This window comes from Serratia sp. Nf2 (assembly GCF_003028435.1).
Lineage (GTDB): Bacteria > Pseudomonadota > Gammaproteobacteria > Enterobacterales > Enterobacteriaceae > Serratia > Serratia marcescens_L.
The window spans coordinates 203,777-217,979 of sequence record NZ_PYTW01000012.1 but is presented as its reverse complement, the minus strand read 5'-3'; the positions used below and the strand labels follow the sequence as shown (position 1 = coordinate 217,979).

The 14,203-nt window shown below is 59.7% G+C and carries 13 protein-coding genes, 2 tRNA genes and 1 rRNA gene; 14 read left to right on the top strand and 2 right to left on the bottom strand.

What is annotated here, in order from left to right:
• Positions 1 to 5: 5 nt before the first annotated feature.
• The 3 genes from rrf (at position 6) to C9411_RS23280 (ending at position 419) form a co-directional block, all read left to right on the top strand.
• Positions 6 to 121, top strand: a 5S ribosomal RNA gene (gene rrf / locus C9411_RS23290).
• A 94-nt stretch (positions 122 to 215) separates the two neighbouring features.
• Positions 216 to 292, top strand: a tRNA-Asp gene (locus C9411_RS23285).
• Positions 293 to 343: 51 nt separating this feature from the next.
• A tRNA-Trp gene (locus tag C9411_RS23280) sits at positions 344 to 419 on the top strand.
• 260 nt (positions 420 to 679) lie between these two features.
• Here the strand turns inward: C9411_RS23280 and hdfR are convergent.
• Positions 680 to 1,507, bottom strand: a complete 828-nt coding sequence (gene hdfR / locus C9411_RS23275) for an HTH-type transcriptional regulator HdfR (protein WP_063990789.1) — start codon at positions 1,505 to 1,507, stop codon at positions 680 to 682.
• 119 nt (positions 1,508 to 1,626) lie between these two features.
• Between hdfR and C9411_RS23270 the strand changes: the two genes are divergently transcribed.
• Entirely contained in the window at positions 1,627 to 1,965 is a 339-nt protein-coding gene (locus tag C9411_RS23270; protein WP_004929946.1) for a DUF413 domain-containing protein, read from the top strand.
• Positions 1,966 to 1,992: 27 nt separating this feature from the next.
• Here the strand turns inward: C9411_RS23270 and C9411_RS23265 are convergent, their stop codons facing one another.
• Complete coding sequence (locus C9411_RS23265) at positions 1,993 to 3,516, bottom strand: YifB family Mg chelatase-like AAA ATPase (RefSeq protein WP_107228014.1); 1,524 nt, start codon at positions 3,514 to 3,516, stop codon at positions 1,993 to 1,995.
• A gap of 341 nt (positions 3,517 to 3,857) precedes the next feature.
• Between C9411_RS23265 and C9411_RS23260 the strand changes: the two genes are divergently transcribed.
• The 10 genes from C9411_RS23260 (at position 3,858) to C9411_RS23215 (ending at position 14,201) form a co-directional block, all read left to right on the top strand.
• Positions 3,858 to 5,090: an MFS transporter gene (locus C9411_RS23260; RefSeq protein WP_063990791.1), complete on the top strand. Its 1,233-nt coding sequence runs from the start codon at positions 3,858 to 3,860 to the stop codon at positions 5,088 to 5,090.
• 133 nt (positions 5,091 to 5,223) lie between these two features.
• The gene (gene ilvL / locus C9411_RS23255) at positions 5,224 to 5,322 is read left to right on the top strand and encodes an ilv operon leader peptide (protein WP_013814970.1); all 99 of its coding nucleotides are present in this window, start codon (positions 5,224 to 5,226) and stop codon (positions 5,320 to 5,322) included.
• A gap of 142 nt (positions 5,323 to 5,464) precedes the next feature.
• Positions 5,465 to 7,111, top strand: a complete 1,647-nt coding sequence (ilvG, locus tag C9411_RS23250; protein WP_063990792.1) for an acetolactate synthase 2 catalytic subunit — start codon at positions 5,465 to 5,467, stop codon at positions 7,109 to 7,111.
• A complete protein-coding gene (gene ilvM / locus C9411_RS23245; protein WP_038874702.1) occupies positions 7,108 to 7,365 on the top strand; it encodes an acetolactate synthase 2 small subunit in 258 nt (85 codons plus the stop codon). The genes ilvG and ilvM overlap by 4 nt, the downstream gene beginning before the upstream one ends.
• Positions 7,366 to 7,388: 23 nt before the next feature.
• Entirely contained in the window at positions 7,389 to 8,315 is a 927-nt protein-coding gene (locus tag C9411_RS23240) for a branched-chain amino acid transaminase (protein ID WP_033636413.1), read from the top strand.
• A gap of 76 nt (positions 8,316 to 8,391) precedes the next feature.
• Entirely contained in the window at positions 8,392 to 10,242 is a 1,851-nt protein-coding gene (gene ilvD, locus C9411_RS23235) for a dihydroxy-acid dehydratase (RefSeq protein WP_033649965.1), read from the top strand.
• Positions 10,243 to 10,247: 5 nt separating this feature from the next.
• On the top strand, positions 10,248 to 11,792 hold the full coding sequence (gene ilvA / locus C9411_RS23230) for a threonine ammonia-lyase, biosynthetic (RefSeq protein ID WP_033654502.1): 1,545 nt from the start codon (positions 10,248 to 10,250) through the stop codon (positions 11,790 to 11,792).
• A 112-nt stretch (positions 11,793 to 11,904) separates the two neighbouring features.
• On the top strand, positions 11,905 to 12,900 hold the full coding sequence (locus tag C9411_RS23225; RefSeq protein WP_063990795.1) for a hypothetical protein: 996 nt from the start codon (positions 11,905 to 11,907) through the stop codon (positions 12,898 to 12,900).
• The gene (locus C9411_RS23220) at positions 12,900 to 13,478 is read left to right on the top strand and encodes a hypothetical protein (RefSeq protein WP_107228013.1); all 579 of its coding nucleotides are present in this window, start codon (positions 12,900 to 12,902) and stop codon (positions 13,476 to 13,478) included. The genes C9411_RS23225 and C9411_RS23220 overlap by 1 nt, the downstream gene beginning before the upstream one ends.
• A 21-nt stretch (positions 13,479 to 13,499) precedes the next feature.
• Complete coding sequence (locus C9411_RS23215) at positions 13,500 to 14,201, top strand: DUF2461 domain-containing protein (RefSeq protein ID WP_107228012.1); 702 nt, start codon at positions 13,500 to 13,502, stop codon at positions 14,199 to 14,201.
• Positions 14,202 to 14,203 lie beyond the last annotated feature (2 nt).

The following is a 14,203-nucleotide window of genomic DNA, read 5'->3' as shown; positions in this document are numbered from 1 at the left end:
ATTTGCCTGGCGGCAATAGCGCGGTGGTCCCACCTGACCCCATGCCGAACTCAGAAGTGAAACGCCGTAGCGCCGATGGTAGTGTGGGGTCTCCCCATGCGAGAGTAGGACACTGCCAGGCATCAAATAAACGTTATCAGTGTGACGACTGGTAATGCGCAAATCGCAGAGCGCGAATTTGCCGGCATCGAGAGATGCGACGTAAAAGAATCGGTGGAGCGGTAGTTCAGTTGGTTAGAATACCTGCCTGTCACGCAGGGGGTCGCGGGTTCGAGCCCCGTCCGTTCCGCCACTTATTTAATTATGCCTGCTTTATCAGCAGGCATAATGTTAAGCGAGATTTAGGGGCGTAGCTCAGTTGGTAGAGCACCGGTCTCCAAAACCGGGTGTCGCGAGTTCGAGTCTCTCCGCCCCTGCCATATTAAGAACCCTTTGCGAAAGCAAAGGGTTTTTTTTTGCCTATTATTTCTCTTCTTTACCGTTTTGGAACAGATCTCATGGGCGCTATGTGCCGATGTTTACCCGATCCTGGTTGCTTCATGTTCCTCCGAACTCTGCCCTGCCGGCCTCCTGATTCTTATATCGTTTTACATTATCTTCTCTCAGAAGGCGATGAGCGCGTTTTTGCGTGATAGACAGTCATTACCACGATGACGGCGTTTAAGGCCGTCATAACGCTTTAGGCTGCGGTATTTAAAGGTATTTTAAGTAATTGCCGAATCAAAGGCTGTTGATCGCTATTTTGCAACCAGACGGCATACAGCGGGCGGATAATCGGCGGGATCTCGGCGGCGGCCACCAGCTGTGGATACTCTTTTTCCCACTGGCTGGGCAGGAAAGCGCATCCGCCCGTGGTTTCCAACAGCTGACGCGTCAGGTGGGCAGAGGTGGTGGTAAGCACCGGCACGTTATCACCTTCCAACATGCGGTTTTCCTGTTGGTGGAAGTCGGCTCCCCATTCCAGCTTGATGTAGGGCATTGGGGCCTGTTTGTCACGATAAGCGGATGAGAACAGGCGTAATGAGAAATTGCTCAGCTGCTGGCTGGCCAACTCATCCATCTTCGGCGGTTCAGTGGTGATCAGTAAATCGAGCTGCCTTTCATGCAGTTGTTTTACCAAAGAGTGCCTTAATGCCACCCTGGCTTCTAGCTGCAGAGCCTCGCGTTGTTGATAGAGCGCTTGCAACCAGGGGGTCAGATAGGCCTCCCACAGCGAAGCGGTAGCGCCGATCGACAACTCGGTGTGTTGCAGCGAACGCACGACCTCCTTCTTCGCCAACTGCCAGGTGTTCATCAGGCTCTCGGCATAGGGCAGAAGCCGCTCGCCGGCAGGCGTCAGGCGGATATTATTGCGATGACGGGTAAATAAATTGGCGCCCAACTGGTTTTCTAACTGACGGATGCGGAAACTGACCGCGGATTGCGTTAAGTACAAAGATTCTGCGGCTCTGCCAAAGTGACGCGTTCTACTGACCTCCAAAAAGGTTTTCAGTAATTCGGTATCCACACCTATCTCCAAAAAAATTTGTCGTTAAGATTTAAATGTTTTGTTTTACACGCTGTCAAGCCTATCTAATACTCCGCGCCATAAACAGCACGGCCATAAGAGAATTAGGAGCGTGTCAGATGGCGGATAGCTTCACCACGACCAATCGTTTTTTTGATAATAAACATTACCCTCGCGGGTTCTCCCGTCACGGCGATTTCACCATTAAAGAGGCGCAATTGCTAGAGCGCTTCGGCTACGCGTTTAACGAGCTGGACTCGGGCAAACGCCAGCCAGCCACTGAAGAAGAACAGCTGTTCGTCGCAGTGTGCCGCGGTGAGCGCGAAGCGGCTACCGAGCAGGAAAAAGTATGGGCTAAATATCTGGCGCGCACACGTCGCCCGAAGAAATTCCATACTCTGTCCGGCGGTAAACCGCAGGCTGACGCTGTAGAAGATTACAGCGACAGCGAAGACTAAAGACGATGGGGCCTGCGGGCCCCATTTTCATTCCAGACTACGATGCAGTTGTAACAGCAACCGGTCCATACAGCGATAGCCCAGCGCTTCGCTGAGGTGGCATCTGTCGAGCTCAGCATCTCCCGCCAAATCCGCCAGCGTGCGCGCCACTTTCAAGATGCGCTGCCAGGCGCGAACCGATAACCCCAGCGCGTTTAATGTCGCTTCCAAAAACTCGGCGTCTGCCGCCTGCAGAACGCAATCTCGTTCCACTTCGCGGTTGCTCAACAGCGCGTTGACTTTACCGGCGCGTTCGAGCTGCCTGGCGCGTGCCTGTTGCACCCTTTTCCGCACTTGTTCGCTGCTTTCTCCATGCGTTTTCCGCTGACTGAGTGTACCCGGCGGCAACAGCGGGACTTCGATAGACAGATCGAAACGGTCGAGAAAAGGCCCTGACAGCCGGGCCAGATAGCGCAACACCTGCTGCGGTGAGGCGCGATTGTGCAACCCCTGATAATGCCCTGTCGGGCTGGGGTTCATTGCCGCGATTAGTTGTACTCTGGCGGGGAAACAGACCTTGGCGTTGGCGCGTGAAATCACGATCTCACCGGATTCCAACGGCTCACGCAGCGCATCCAGTACCTTACGCTCGAATTCCGGCAGTTCATCCAGAAACAGCACGCCGTTATGCGCCATCGAGATCTCACCCGGTCGCGGCAGTGAACCGCCGCCGACCAATGCCGCCATCGAGGCGCTGTGGTGCGGTGCGCGAAATGGCCTCTGGCGCCATGGTAGGGCAGCGGGAATGTGATGCTGCAAGCTGGCGACCGCCAGGCTTTCCAGCGCCTCATGCTCCGTGAGCGGTGGCAGTAGGCCCGTTAGGCGGCTGGCCAGCATGGTTTTACCGGTGCCGGGCGGCCCAATCAGCAATAGGTTATGCCCGCCGGCGGCGGCGATCTCCAGTGCCCGCTTGGCCTGCTCCTGGCCGATGATGTCGCGCAGATCGGCGCTGTCGCAGGCGGTGTCCGCAGCGGGAGGCGTGGCCGCCACCGGCAGTTCGCCCTGGCCGAGCAGAAAAGCGCAGACTTCCAACAGGTGCTGGGCGGTATGGGAGTGTGACTGCGCGATCAGGCCGACTTCGGCGGCGTTGTCCGTCGAGAGGATCAGTTGCCGCCCGGCATCAGCCGCCGCCAGCGCCGCCGGGATCGCGCCCCTGACCGCGCGCAGTGAGCCGGACAGCGCGAGCTCGCCAAGAAACTCGTAGCGCGCCAACGGTGCGAGGGGTAATTGCTCGGAGGCGGCGAGGATCGCCAGCGCTATCGGCAGATCGTAACGTCCGCCTTCTTTCGGCAGATCGGCGGGGGCCAAATTAACGGTGATGCGCCGGGCGGGAAAGGTGAAACCGTTGTTGATCAGGGCGCTGCGCACCCGATCGCGCGCCTCTTTTACCGTGGTTTCCGGCAGGCCGACCAGCGTCAGGCCGGGCAGGCCATTGCTGATATGCACCTCCACCGTCACGGAAGGGGCCTGAACGCCGATGATGGCGCGGCTATAGATTACCGCCAGTGACATGTCGCTCTCCTTGCTGAGGGCGACATGATGCGCGATTCATCCTGGCATTGCGCGACATTATTGGTGATTTTTCCATGAATTTCGCAGCCTAATCGCAGATTTTCATCTCAGTAAATGAGATTGTGCGAGCCGCCTCGCAACCTGCGGCAATACCCATTAACAATTCGCTGAAGGCTGCAACATATTAGCGGCCCATACGCATTGCAACCATAGGGTTAACGGGTGTATTTAACAATTGATTAAAAGAAAAATCACTTCTTTAACAAACCCCGACCGCCGCCGCATTCTGCCCGGCAGCCGCTAAACCTCCTGACTTCGTACTCTACGGTAGGGATAACACTATGTTTGGTTGGACCCCGCTGCAACGCAACGCGGCAATCGCCAGCTTTTCAAGCTGGACGCTCGACGCTTTCGATTTTTTCGTGTTGGTATTCTTACTTAGCGACATCGCGCAATCCTTTCACGTCGGCCTGGAACAGGTCACGCTGGCGATTCTGCTCACGCTGGCGGTGCGCCCGATCGGCGCGCTGATCTTCGGGCGTGCGGCGGAAAAATATGGCCGTAAGCCGATCCTGATGTTGAATATTGTCTTCTTCTCGGTGTTTGAGCTGCTCTCCGCCGCTGCGCCCTCGCTGACGGTCTTCTTGCTGTTGCGGGTGTTGTACGGCGTTGCGATGGGCGGCATCTGGGGCGTGGCGTCGTCGTTGGCGATGGAAACCATACCGGACCGCTCACGCGGCCTGATGTCGGGCATTTTCCAGGCCGGCTATCCGTTCGGTTATCTGCTGGCGGCGGTGGTGTACGGCCTGCTGTTCGAAACGGTCGGCTGGCGCGGAATGTTCGTTATCGGCGCGGCGCCGATCCTGCTGCTGCCGTTTATTTATTATTGCGTGCAGGAGTCGCCGGTGTGGCTGGCGGCGCGTGAACGCAAAGAAAGCACCGCCTTGCTGCCGGTATTGAAGAGCCACTGGAAGCTGTGCTGCTATCTGGTGCTGTTGATGGCGGCGTTCAATTTCTTCTCCCACGGCACACAGGATCTGTATCCGGTATTTTTGAAAGTTCAGCACGGTTTCGATCCAAAAACCGTCAGTATTATCGCTATTAGCTACAATATCGCGTCAATTATCGGCGGCGTCTTCTTCGGTTCGTTATCGGAAAAGATCGGCCGCAAAAAAGCGATCATCATCGCCGCGTTGCTGGCGCTGCCGGTGATCCCGCTGTGGGCGTTTTCCAGCGGCTCACTGATGCTGGGGATCGGCGCTTTCCTGATGCAGTTCATGGTGCAGGGCGCTTGGGGCGTGATACCGACCTACCTGACCGAATTGGTGCCGGCCAACACGCGCGCGGTGCTGCCGGGGTTTGTGTACCAGCTGGGTAACCTCATCGCCTCGGTCAACGCCACGCTGCAGGCGACCATCGCCGAACATCATGGTCAGAACTATGGCCTGGCGATGGCGATCGTCGCCGGTTCGGTGGCGGTGGCGATCGCCCTGTTGGTGTTCTTCGGCAAGGATACGCGCGGCAAGGCGATCACCGACGCGGTGAAAAATCCGGACATGCGCGCCAACGTGTGAAATCCGGGCGATTAGCGTGAGGTATGACCAGATTGCGCCGAATAATAACGCAAAAAAAGTGTTGTCATACCGCGCGCGACTATGGTACCTCTGTAAGCATTAGTTCTGAATGAGCACAGTGAACAAACCCATTATGAAAGCCTTTGCCCAAGTGATTAGCCTAGTCGTGATTAGCGTGGTGGTGATTATTATCCCACCGTGCGGGGCTGCACTTGGACGAAGAAAGGCTTAGCAAACAAGCCGGAATCGCAAGAGAACCCCCGCACCGTCAGGTCCGGGGGTTTTTTATTGGCAAGAGAAAAGTGGAGCAAGGGGCAGAGAATGAAAAACAGAACAAAATCCTGCGGTTGTCGAAGTAAGGCGGGGAAATAACTATGAATGGCGCTCAGTGGGTAGTTCAAGCGTTGCGTGCGCAGGGTGTGGATACCGTATTCGGCTATCCGGGTGGGGCAATCATGCCGGTGTACGATGCGCTGTACGACGGCGGAGTGGAACACCTGCTGTGCCGCCATGAACAGGGCGCCGCGATGGCCGCCATCGGCTACGCTCGCGCCACCGGCAAAGTCGGCGTTTGCATCGCCACCTCCGGCCCTGGCGCCACCAACCTGATCACTGGCCTGGCTGATGCGCTGCTCGATTCCGTTCCCGTTGTCGCCATCACCGGTCAGGTGGGTTCCGCGCTGATCGGCACCGATGCCTTTCAGGAGATCGATGTTCTCGGCCTGTCTCTGGCCTGCACCAAGCACAGCTTCCTGGTGGAGTCGCTGGACGCCTTGCCGGGCATCATGGCGGAAGCCTTTGCCATCGCTGCGGGCGGCCGTCCCGGCCCGGTGCTGATCGATATCCCGAAAGACATCCAGCTGGCGCAGGGCGACTTGCACCCGCATCTGATGCCGGTCGACGAAGCGCCGATGTTCCCGGCGACGGCGTTGGCAGAAGCGGCCGAGCTGCTGGCGCAGGCGCACAAACCGATGCTGTACGTCGGCGGCGGCGTGGGCATGGCGCAGGCGGTGCCGGCACTGCGTGAATTTATCGCCGTGACCCGTATGCCGAACGTCGCCACCCTGAAGGGACTGGGCGCGCCGGATGCGCAAGATCCGCTGTACCTCGGCATGTTGGGCATGCACGGTACCAAGGCTGCCAACCTGGCGGTACAGGCGTGCGATTTGCTGATTGCCGTCGGCGCGCGTTTCGATGATCGCGTGACCGGCAAACTGAACGCCTTCGCACCGCATGCCAAAGTGATCCACATGGATATCGACCCGGCGGAAATGAGCAAGCTGCGCCAGGCGCATGTCGCCCTGCAGGGCGATTTGAAAACGTTGCTGCCGGCGTTGCAGCGTCCGCTGAACATCGCCGCCTGGCAGCAGCAGGTGACGGCGCTGAAAGCCGAGCACGCCTGTCGCTACGATCACCCCGGCCAGCCTATCTACGCGCCGCTGTTCTTGCGCCAGCTGTCCGCCCGCAAGCCGGCCAACAGCGTGGTGACCACCGACGTGGGGCAGCACCAGATGTGGAGCGCGCAACACATGACGTTCGAACGCCCGGAGAATTTCATCACCTCCAGCGGCCTCGGCACCATGGGGTTCGGCGTGCCGGCGGCGGTAGGGGCCCAGATCGCGCGCCCGCAAGATACGGTGATCTGCGTCTCGGGCGATGGCTCCTTCATGATGAACGTGCAGGAGCTGGGCACCATCAAGCGCAAACAGCTGCCGCTGAAGATCGTGCTGCTGGACAACCAGCGCCTCGGAATGGTGCGTCAATGGCAGCAGCTGTTCTTCGACGGTCGCTACAGCGAAACCAACCTGTCCGATAACCCCGACTTCCTGATGCTGGCCGCCGCCTTCGGCATTCCCGGCCAGCGCATCAGCCGCAAGGATCAGGTGGAGGGCGCGCTCGAGGCGCTGTTCAACACCGAAGGCCCTTATCTGCTGCAGGTCTCTATCGACGAACTCGAAAACGTCTGGCCGCTGGTGCCGCCGGGCGCCGGCAACGAAACCATGTTGGAGGAAATATCATGATGCAGCATCAACTCTCGATCCAGGCGCGTTTTCGCCCCGAAATGTTAGAGCGCGTATTGCGGGTCGTGCGTCATCGCGGCTTTCAGGTTTGTGCTATGAATATGGTTTCCCCGGCCAACGCCGACAGCATCAATATCGAATTGACCGTTGCCAGCCCGCGTCCGGTCGCCCTGTTGTCATCTCAGTTAAGCAAACTACTGGACGTCTCCTGCGTCGAGATCCAGCAGCCAACATCACAACAAATACGCGCCTGAGGCGCCGAGAAGGATAAATAACAATGACAAAGAAAGCCGATTACATTTGGTTCAATGGTGAGATGGTTCCTTGGGCCGAGGCCAAAGTGCACGTGATGTCGCACGCGCTGCATTATGGCACGTCGGTGTTTGAAGGCGTACGCTGCTACGACTCGCACTTGGGGCCGGTGGTATTCCGTCATCGCGAGCATATGCAGCGTCTGCACGATTCGGCGAAAATCTACCGTATGCCGGTTTCGCAAAGCGTCGATGAGCTGATGGAAGCCTGCCGCGCCACGCTGCGCAAGAACAACCTGGTCAGCGCGTATATTCGCCCGCTGGTGTTCGTCGGTGATGTCGGCATGGGCGTCAACCCGCCGGCCGGTTACAAAACGGACGTGATTATCGCGGCGTTTCCTTGGGGCGCTTATCTGGGTGAAGAAGCGCTGGATCAAGGCATCGACGCGATGGTCTCCTCCTGGCACCGCGTCGCACCTAATACGATCCCCACTGCGGCCAAGGCTGGCGGCAACTATCTTTCCTCTCTGCTGGTGGGCAGCGAAGCGCGTCGCCACGGCTATCAGGAAGGCATTGCGCTCGACGTCCACGGTTACATTTCCGAAGGGGCGGGCGAGAACCTGTTTGAAGTGAAAGACGGCGTGATTTACACCCCGCCGTTTACCTCTTCGGCGCTGCCGGGCATCACCCGCGACGCGATCATCAAGCTGGCGAAAGACATGGGCTTCGAAGTGCGTGAGCAGGTGCTGTCGCGCGAATCGCTGTACCTGGCCGACGAAGTGTTCATGTCCGGCACCGCGGCGGAAATCACGCCGGTGCGCAGCGTGGACGGCATTCAGGTCGGCATCGGCAAATGCGGCCCGGTGACCAAACAGATCCAACAGGCGTTCTTCGGCCTGTTCAGTGGCAAGACAGAAGACAAATACGGCTGGCTGGATCCGGTAAATCCGTAACGACAAGACAGACAGATAAGAATATCCAGGCGGTTCGTTCGCCGCCTGTCATAAATACATTTGGAGTGAAAAGAGCATGCCTAAGTACCGTTCCGCCACCACCACCCACGGCCGCAATATGGCGGGTGCCCGCGCATTGTGGCGCGCGACCGGGATGACCGACGCCGATTTCGGTAAGCCGATCATCGCCGTGGTCAACTCCTTTACCCAGTTCGTGCCGGGCCACGTGCATCTGCGCGATCTGGGCAAACTGGTCGCCGAACAGATCGAAGCCTCCGGCGGCGTGGCCAAAGAGTTCAACACCATCGCGGTGGATGACGGCATCGCCATGGGCCACGGCGGCATGCTCTATTCCCTGCCTTCGCGCGAGCTGATCGCCGACTCGGTCGAATACATGGTGAACGCCCACTGCGCCGACGCGATGGTGTGCATCTCCAACTGCGACAAAATCACCCCGGGCATGCTGATGGCGGCGTTGCGCCTGAATATTCCGGTGATCTTCGTCTCCGGCGGCCCGATGGAAGCCGGCAAAACCAAACTCTCCAACCAGATTATCAAACTGGATCTGGTGGACGCGATGATCCAGGGCGCTAACCCGAACGTCAGCGACGCCGACAGCGAGCAGATCGAGCGTTCCGCCTGCCCGACCTGCGGCTCCTGCTCCGGCATGTTCACCGCCAACTCGATGAACTGCCTGACTGAGGCGCTGGGCCTGTCGCAGCCGGGCAACGGCTCGCTGTTGGCCACTCATGCCGATCGCAAAGCGCTGTTCCTCAACGCCGGCAAGCGCATCGTCGAGCTGACCAAACGCTATTACGAGCAGGACGACGAGAGCGCGCTGCCGCGCAACATCGCCAACAAGGCGGCGTTTGAGAACGCCATGACGCTGGACATCGCCATGGGCGGCTCGACCAACACCGTGCTGCACCTGCTGGCTTCGGCGCAGGAAGGCGAGGTGGACTTCACCATGGAAGACATCGATCGCCTGTCGCGCAAAGTGCCGCATCTGTGCAAGGTGGCGCCGAGCACGCAGAAATACCATATGGAAGACGTGCACCGCGCCGGCGGCGTAATCGGCATCCTCGGCGAGCTGGATCGCGCCGGCTTGCTGAACCGCGAGGTGAACAACGTGCTGGGGCTGACCCTGCCGCAGACGCTGGAAGCCTACGACGTGATGCTGACCCGTGACGAAAGCGTCAAGAAAATGTACTCCGCCGGGCCGGCCGGTATCCGCACCACGCAGGCATTTTCGCAGGATTGCCGTTGGGATTCGCTGGACACCGACCGCAAAGAGGGTTGCATCCGTACCCGCGAGCACGCCTACAGTCAGGACGGCGGGTTGGCGGTGCTGTACGGCAACCTGGCGGAAAACGGCTGTATCGTCAAAACCGCCGGCGTAGACAAGGAAATCCTCACTTTCCGCGGCCCTGCCAAAGTCTATGAAAGCCAGGATGATGCGGTAGAAGCGATCCTCGGCGGCAAAGTGGTGGCGGGCGACGTGGTCGTTATCCGTTACGAAGGGCCGAAAGGCGGGCCGGGCATGCAGGAAATGCTTTACCCAACCACATATCTGAAATCGATGGGGCTGGGCAAGGCGTGCGCGTTGATCACCGACGGGCGTTTCTCCGGCGGCACCTCCGGGCTGTCCATCGGCCACGCCTCGCCGGAGGCGGCCAACGGCGGCCTGATCGCCCTGGTGCAGGACGGCGACATGATCGCGATCGACATTCCTCATCGCGGCATCCAACTGGATGTCAGCGAGCAGGAGCTGGCGGCGCGGCATGAGGCGGAACTGGCGCGCGGCGATGCGGCCTGGACGCCGAAAAACCGTGAACGTCAGGTGTCCTTCGCGCTGCGCGCCTACGCCTCGTTGGCCACCAGCGCCGACAAAGGCGCGGTGCGCGACAAGAGCAAACTGGGGGGATAAGCAGCATGGCGGTCTCTCAACCCCTACCCAGCGCCCCCTGCGGCGCGGAATATCTGCGAGCGGTACTGCGCTCGCCGGTCTACGAGGTGGCGCAGGTCACCCCGTTGCAAGCCATGAGCAAAATTTCTTCGCGCCTCGGCAACACCATTTTGGTGAAGCGCGAAGATCGCCAGCCGGTGCACAGCTTCAAGCTGCGCGGGGCCTATGCGATGATCGCCGGGCTGGACGAAGAGCAGAAGGCGCGCGGCGTCGTAACGGCTTCGGCCGGCAACCACGCGCAGGGCGTCGCCTTCTCCGGTAAACGGCTGGGCATCAAAACGCTGATCGTGATGCCGGTGTCCACCGCGGACATCAAGGTGGATGCGGTGCGCGGTTTCGGCGGCGAAGTGCTGCTGCACGGCGCCAATTTCGACGAGGCGAAAGCGAAGGCGATCGAGCTTTCCCAACAGCAAGGAATGACCTTCGTGCCGCCGTTCGATCACCCGACGGTGATCGCCGGCCAGGGCACGTTGGCGATGGAGCTGCTGCAGCAAGACGCGCATCTTGATCGGGTCTTCGTGCCGGTCGGCGGCGGCGGCCTGGCTGCCGGGGTGGCGGTGCTGATCAAGCAACTGATGCCGCAGATCAAAGTGATTGGCGTCGAAGCGGAAGACTCCGCCTGCCTGCGCGCGGCGCTGGATGCCGGCCATCCGGTGGATCTGGCGCGCGTCGGGCTGTTCGCCGAAGGCGTGGCGGTGAAGCGCATCGGCGACGAAACCTTCCGCCTGTGCCGTGAGTATCTGGACGACGTGATCACCGTGGACAGCGACGCTATCTGCGCGGCGGTCAAAGATCTGTTCGAGGACGTGCGTGCGATTGCTGAACCTTCCGGCGCGCTGGCGCTGGCGGGGCTGAAAAAGTACGTCCAGCAGCACAACATTCAGGGTGAGCGTCTGGCGCACGTGCTGTCCGGTGCCAACCTCAACTTCCATGGGCTGCGCTACGTTTCCGAACGTTGCGAACTGGGCGAACAACGCGAAGCGCTGTTGGCGGTAACCATTCCGGAACAGCAGGGCAGCTTCCTCAAGTTCTGCCAGCTGCTGGGCGGCCGCTCGGTGACCGAATTCAACTACCGCTACGCCGATGCCGACAACGCCTGTATTTTTGTCGGTGTGCGCCTGACGCGTGGGCACGCCGAACGGCGGGAAATCATCGACGAGCTCAACGCTGACGGTTATCAGGTGGTGGATCTGTCGGATGACGAGATGGCCAAGCTGCACGTGCGCTACATGGTGGGCGGGCGTCCGTCGAAGCCGCTGCGTGAACGGCTGTACAGCTTTGAGTTTCCGGAGTCGCCGGGCGCGCTGCTGAAGTTCCTGCAGACGCTGGGTACGCACTGGAACATTTCGCTGTTCCACTATCGCAGCCACGGCACCGACTTCGGCCGGGTGCTGGCGGCCTTCGAACTGGCGCAAACCGAGCCGGAATTCGAGCGGCACCTGCAGGCGCTGGGCTACGATTGCCACGACGAAACCGACAACCCGGCGTTCCGCTTCTTTTTGCAGGGGTGAGTCGGATTGATAAGCAACCGTGACGCGTTAGTCAGTTTATGGGTTGCATGGTTGTGATTTTGTCGTGCATTTTTATACTGCCAAGACTTCTGACGTATAGGGATGCACGACAATGAAAACCGCTTTTTCTACGCCGTTCGGTTCCCCCGAAGACGATTTGACCAACGCCGAGTTTGCCCGCCTGTTGGGCAATACCGGCGTACAAGAATTCTATCGCGATATTAATCTGCAAGCTTTGCAGGACTCGCTGGACTGCAGCCTCGCCTTTCATGGGGTGGGCATTATTTTTTCCGACGGGCAGAACTCATTTTTAGTCCGCCCGACGCAGCACACCGGTTACTCGAACGCTTCGCAGGTTACCCACGTGGTCATCAGCAAAACGGTGGCTCATACTTCACGCGTTGCCGCGACCAATACGTTGTCGGAAGCGTTGAGCAAACCCAGCGTCAGCAAAGAGTTGGCCTCGGCCGCGCTGTCGTGCGGAACGCTGCTGGTATCGGTGTTTTTACTGGCGTCGGGCAGCGTCGCCGTGCCGTTTACCGGCGGCACCAGCTCGGCGGTGGCTTATCTGGGCTATGCCGGCATGGCCGCCAGCGCGTTGCAGTGCGGCAATGGGCTGTACCGCGTCAACAAGCTTTATGACGGGAAAGGCGATGAACTGGCTCAGCTCGACTCAGAACAGTGGTATATCGCCACCAGTACCGTGCTCGATGTGATCTCGCTGGCCAGTGCCGGGGCTGCCCTGAAGGAAGCGGCGATGACCTACCGCGCCATGCGCCGCATTTCGGCGCGCAAGGCGACGGAATGGCTGAAAAGCATGCCCCGTAGCGAAAGGAAGCGGCTGACCGAAAACATCATTCGGGCGGAAAATCCGGGAATTTCCAATAACGTCTTGAAAGAGATGGTGAAGAACGGCTTATACCCGAAGCGCTACCCGACGGAAGCGATCCAAAACGGGCTGCGCCAGCAATTGCATTCGGCGCTCAATAACTCATTGACGTTCGTGGGCAGCGGCATCAGCGGCACCCTGTCTGCGCCAGTGAATGTGAAAACCACCGGGCAGTATTTTGTGGGCATTATGCAGAAATTGCCGCAGATGGTGAGGTAATGGCGGACTGGATGATTAAACGCCTGATCGCGCAGGGCCGGGAGATGGAACGCCAAATCGCGGCGCGCGATCGCGCGCTTTTCGCCGGCGTGGATGCGCCGCTCGAGCAGCATTTCCTGACGCCGGGCCAGCGGCTGTCGCCGCCGGGCGTCGGCAATGTCATGTTGCTGATGGTATGCCTGACGCTGGGGCTGGCGGGCGTGATGGGCCTGGCCACGGACGTGGCGGCCGCCTGGAGCGGCAAGACTTCCGCCGCCGTTCTCATGTGCAGCGGCGCGATCGTGGCGGTGTGGATGACGTTGATCCTGTTCCAACTGGTGCAGGGTAAAAACAGCGGGGTGGTATTGTTGCAATATTACCTTGGCATGCTCGGCCTGTTTTGCCTTGGCGCCGTGGCGGCGTGGGCGGCGGGGACGACCGGCATCGCCACTGTCGCCATGCTGCTGGGGGGCGTGGTTGGCGGTGCGCTATTCAGCAACCGGGCGGCGTTCTATCTCTATGTCGCTTATTTTCGCACGCGTCGGCGCGTATTTATCAAACGCCGTTGGCAGAGAGAAGATCTGCGCAACACCCGATAAACCGTCAGAACGGAAAAACTTATGACGCAACCCTTCTCCGGCTTTAGCCAGCAGGGTCTGAATTTCCTGCAGCAGGTGCGGATCGAGAACGATAAGGCGTGGTTCGACGGCAACCGCGACATCTACGATCGCGAGCTGCTGGCGCCGTTTCGCGCGCTGGTGGAGCAGCTGGCTCCCGGCATGCTGGCGATCGATCCGCTGTTCGAGACTCGCCCGGCGATCGGCAAAACGCTGTCGCGCATTCATCGCGATACGCGCTTTTCACATGACAAATCGCGCTACCGCAGCCGCATGTGGCTGACGTTCAAGCGCCCGAGCAAAGACTGGAAAGACGCGCCGGTCTACTTTTTCGAACTGGGGCCGGACATGCTGCGCTATGGGCTCGGCTACTACAGCGCCAACAAGCCGACCATGGATCTGTTCCGCCATACGCTGAGGCAGCGGCCGCAGCCTTTCCTTGAGGTGGCCGCCTGCTGCCGGCCGCCATTCGAGCTGGTGGGCGAAAACTACAAGCGCCCGCTGGTTAAGGAGCAGGCGGCGGAGATCGCCACCTGGTACAACCGCAAATCGTTCGCGGTGATGGTGACTGACAGCGAAGTGGAAAAGCTGTTCAGCGCCGAACTGGCGCCGCTGCTGGCCGGGGCATTTTTGCAGCTTGAGCCGCTCTACCACTGGCTGATGCAGGTAGAGGCGATGAAGCAGGTCGATCCGGCGGACCTTTAAAA

Excerpts from the sequence above, each read along its gene's own strand:
- C9411_RS23270 (WP_004929946.1), top strand. The coding sequence starts at position 1,627 with ATGGCGGATAGCTTCACCACGACCAATCGTTTTTTTGATAATAAACAT.
- C9411_RS23265 (WP_107228014.1), bottom strand. The coding sequence starts at position 3,516 with ATGTCACTGGCGGTAATCTATAGCCGCGCCATCATCGGCGTTCAGGCC.
- C9411_RS23260 (WP_063990791.1), top strand. The coding sequence starts at position 3,858 with ATGTTTGGTTGGACCCCGCTGCAACGCAACGCGGCAATCGCCAGCTTT.
- ilvL (WP_013814970.1), top strand. The coding sequence starts at position 5,224 with ATGAAAGCCTTTGCCCAAGTGATTAGCCTAGTCGTGATTAGCGTGGTG.
- ilvG (WP_063990792.1), top strand. The coding sequence starts at position 5,465 with ATGAATGGCGCTCAGTGGGTAGTTCAAGCGTTGCGTGCGCAGGGTGTG.
- ilvM (WP_038874702.1), top strand. The coding sequence starts at position 7,108 with ATGATGCAGCATCAACTCTCGATCCAGGCGCGTTTTCGCCCCGAAATG.
- C9411_RS23240 (WP_033636413.1), top strand. The coding sequence starts at position 7,389 with ATGACAAAGAAAGCCGATTACATTTGGTTCAATGGTGAGATGGTTCCT.
- ilvD (WP_033649965.1), top strand. The coding sequence starts at position 8,392 with ATGCCTAAGTACCGTTCCGCCACCACCACCCACGGCCGCAATATGGCG.
- ilvA (WP_033654502.1), top strand. The coding sequence starts at position 10,248 with ATGGCGGTCTCTCAACCCCTACCCAGCGCCCCCTGCGGCGCGGAATAT.
- C9411_RS23225 (WP_063990795.1), top strand. The coding sequence starts at position 11,905 with ATGAAAACCGCTTTTTCTACGCCGTTCGGTTCCCCCGAAGACGATTTG.
- C9411_RS23220 (WP_107228013.1), top strand. The coding sequence starts at position 12,900 with ATGGCGGACTGGATGATTAAACGCCTGATCGCGCAGGGCCGGGAGATG.
- C9411_RS23215 (WP_107228012.1), top strand. The coding sequence starts at position 13,500 with ATGACGCAACCCTTCTCCGGCTTTAGCCAGCAGGGTCTGAATTTCCTG.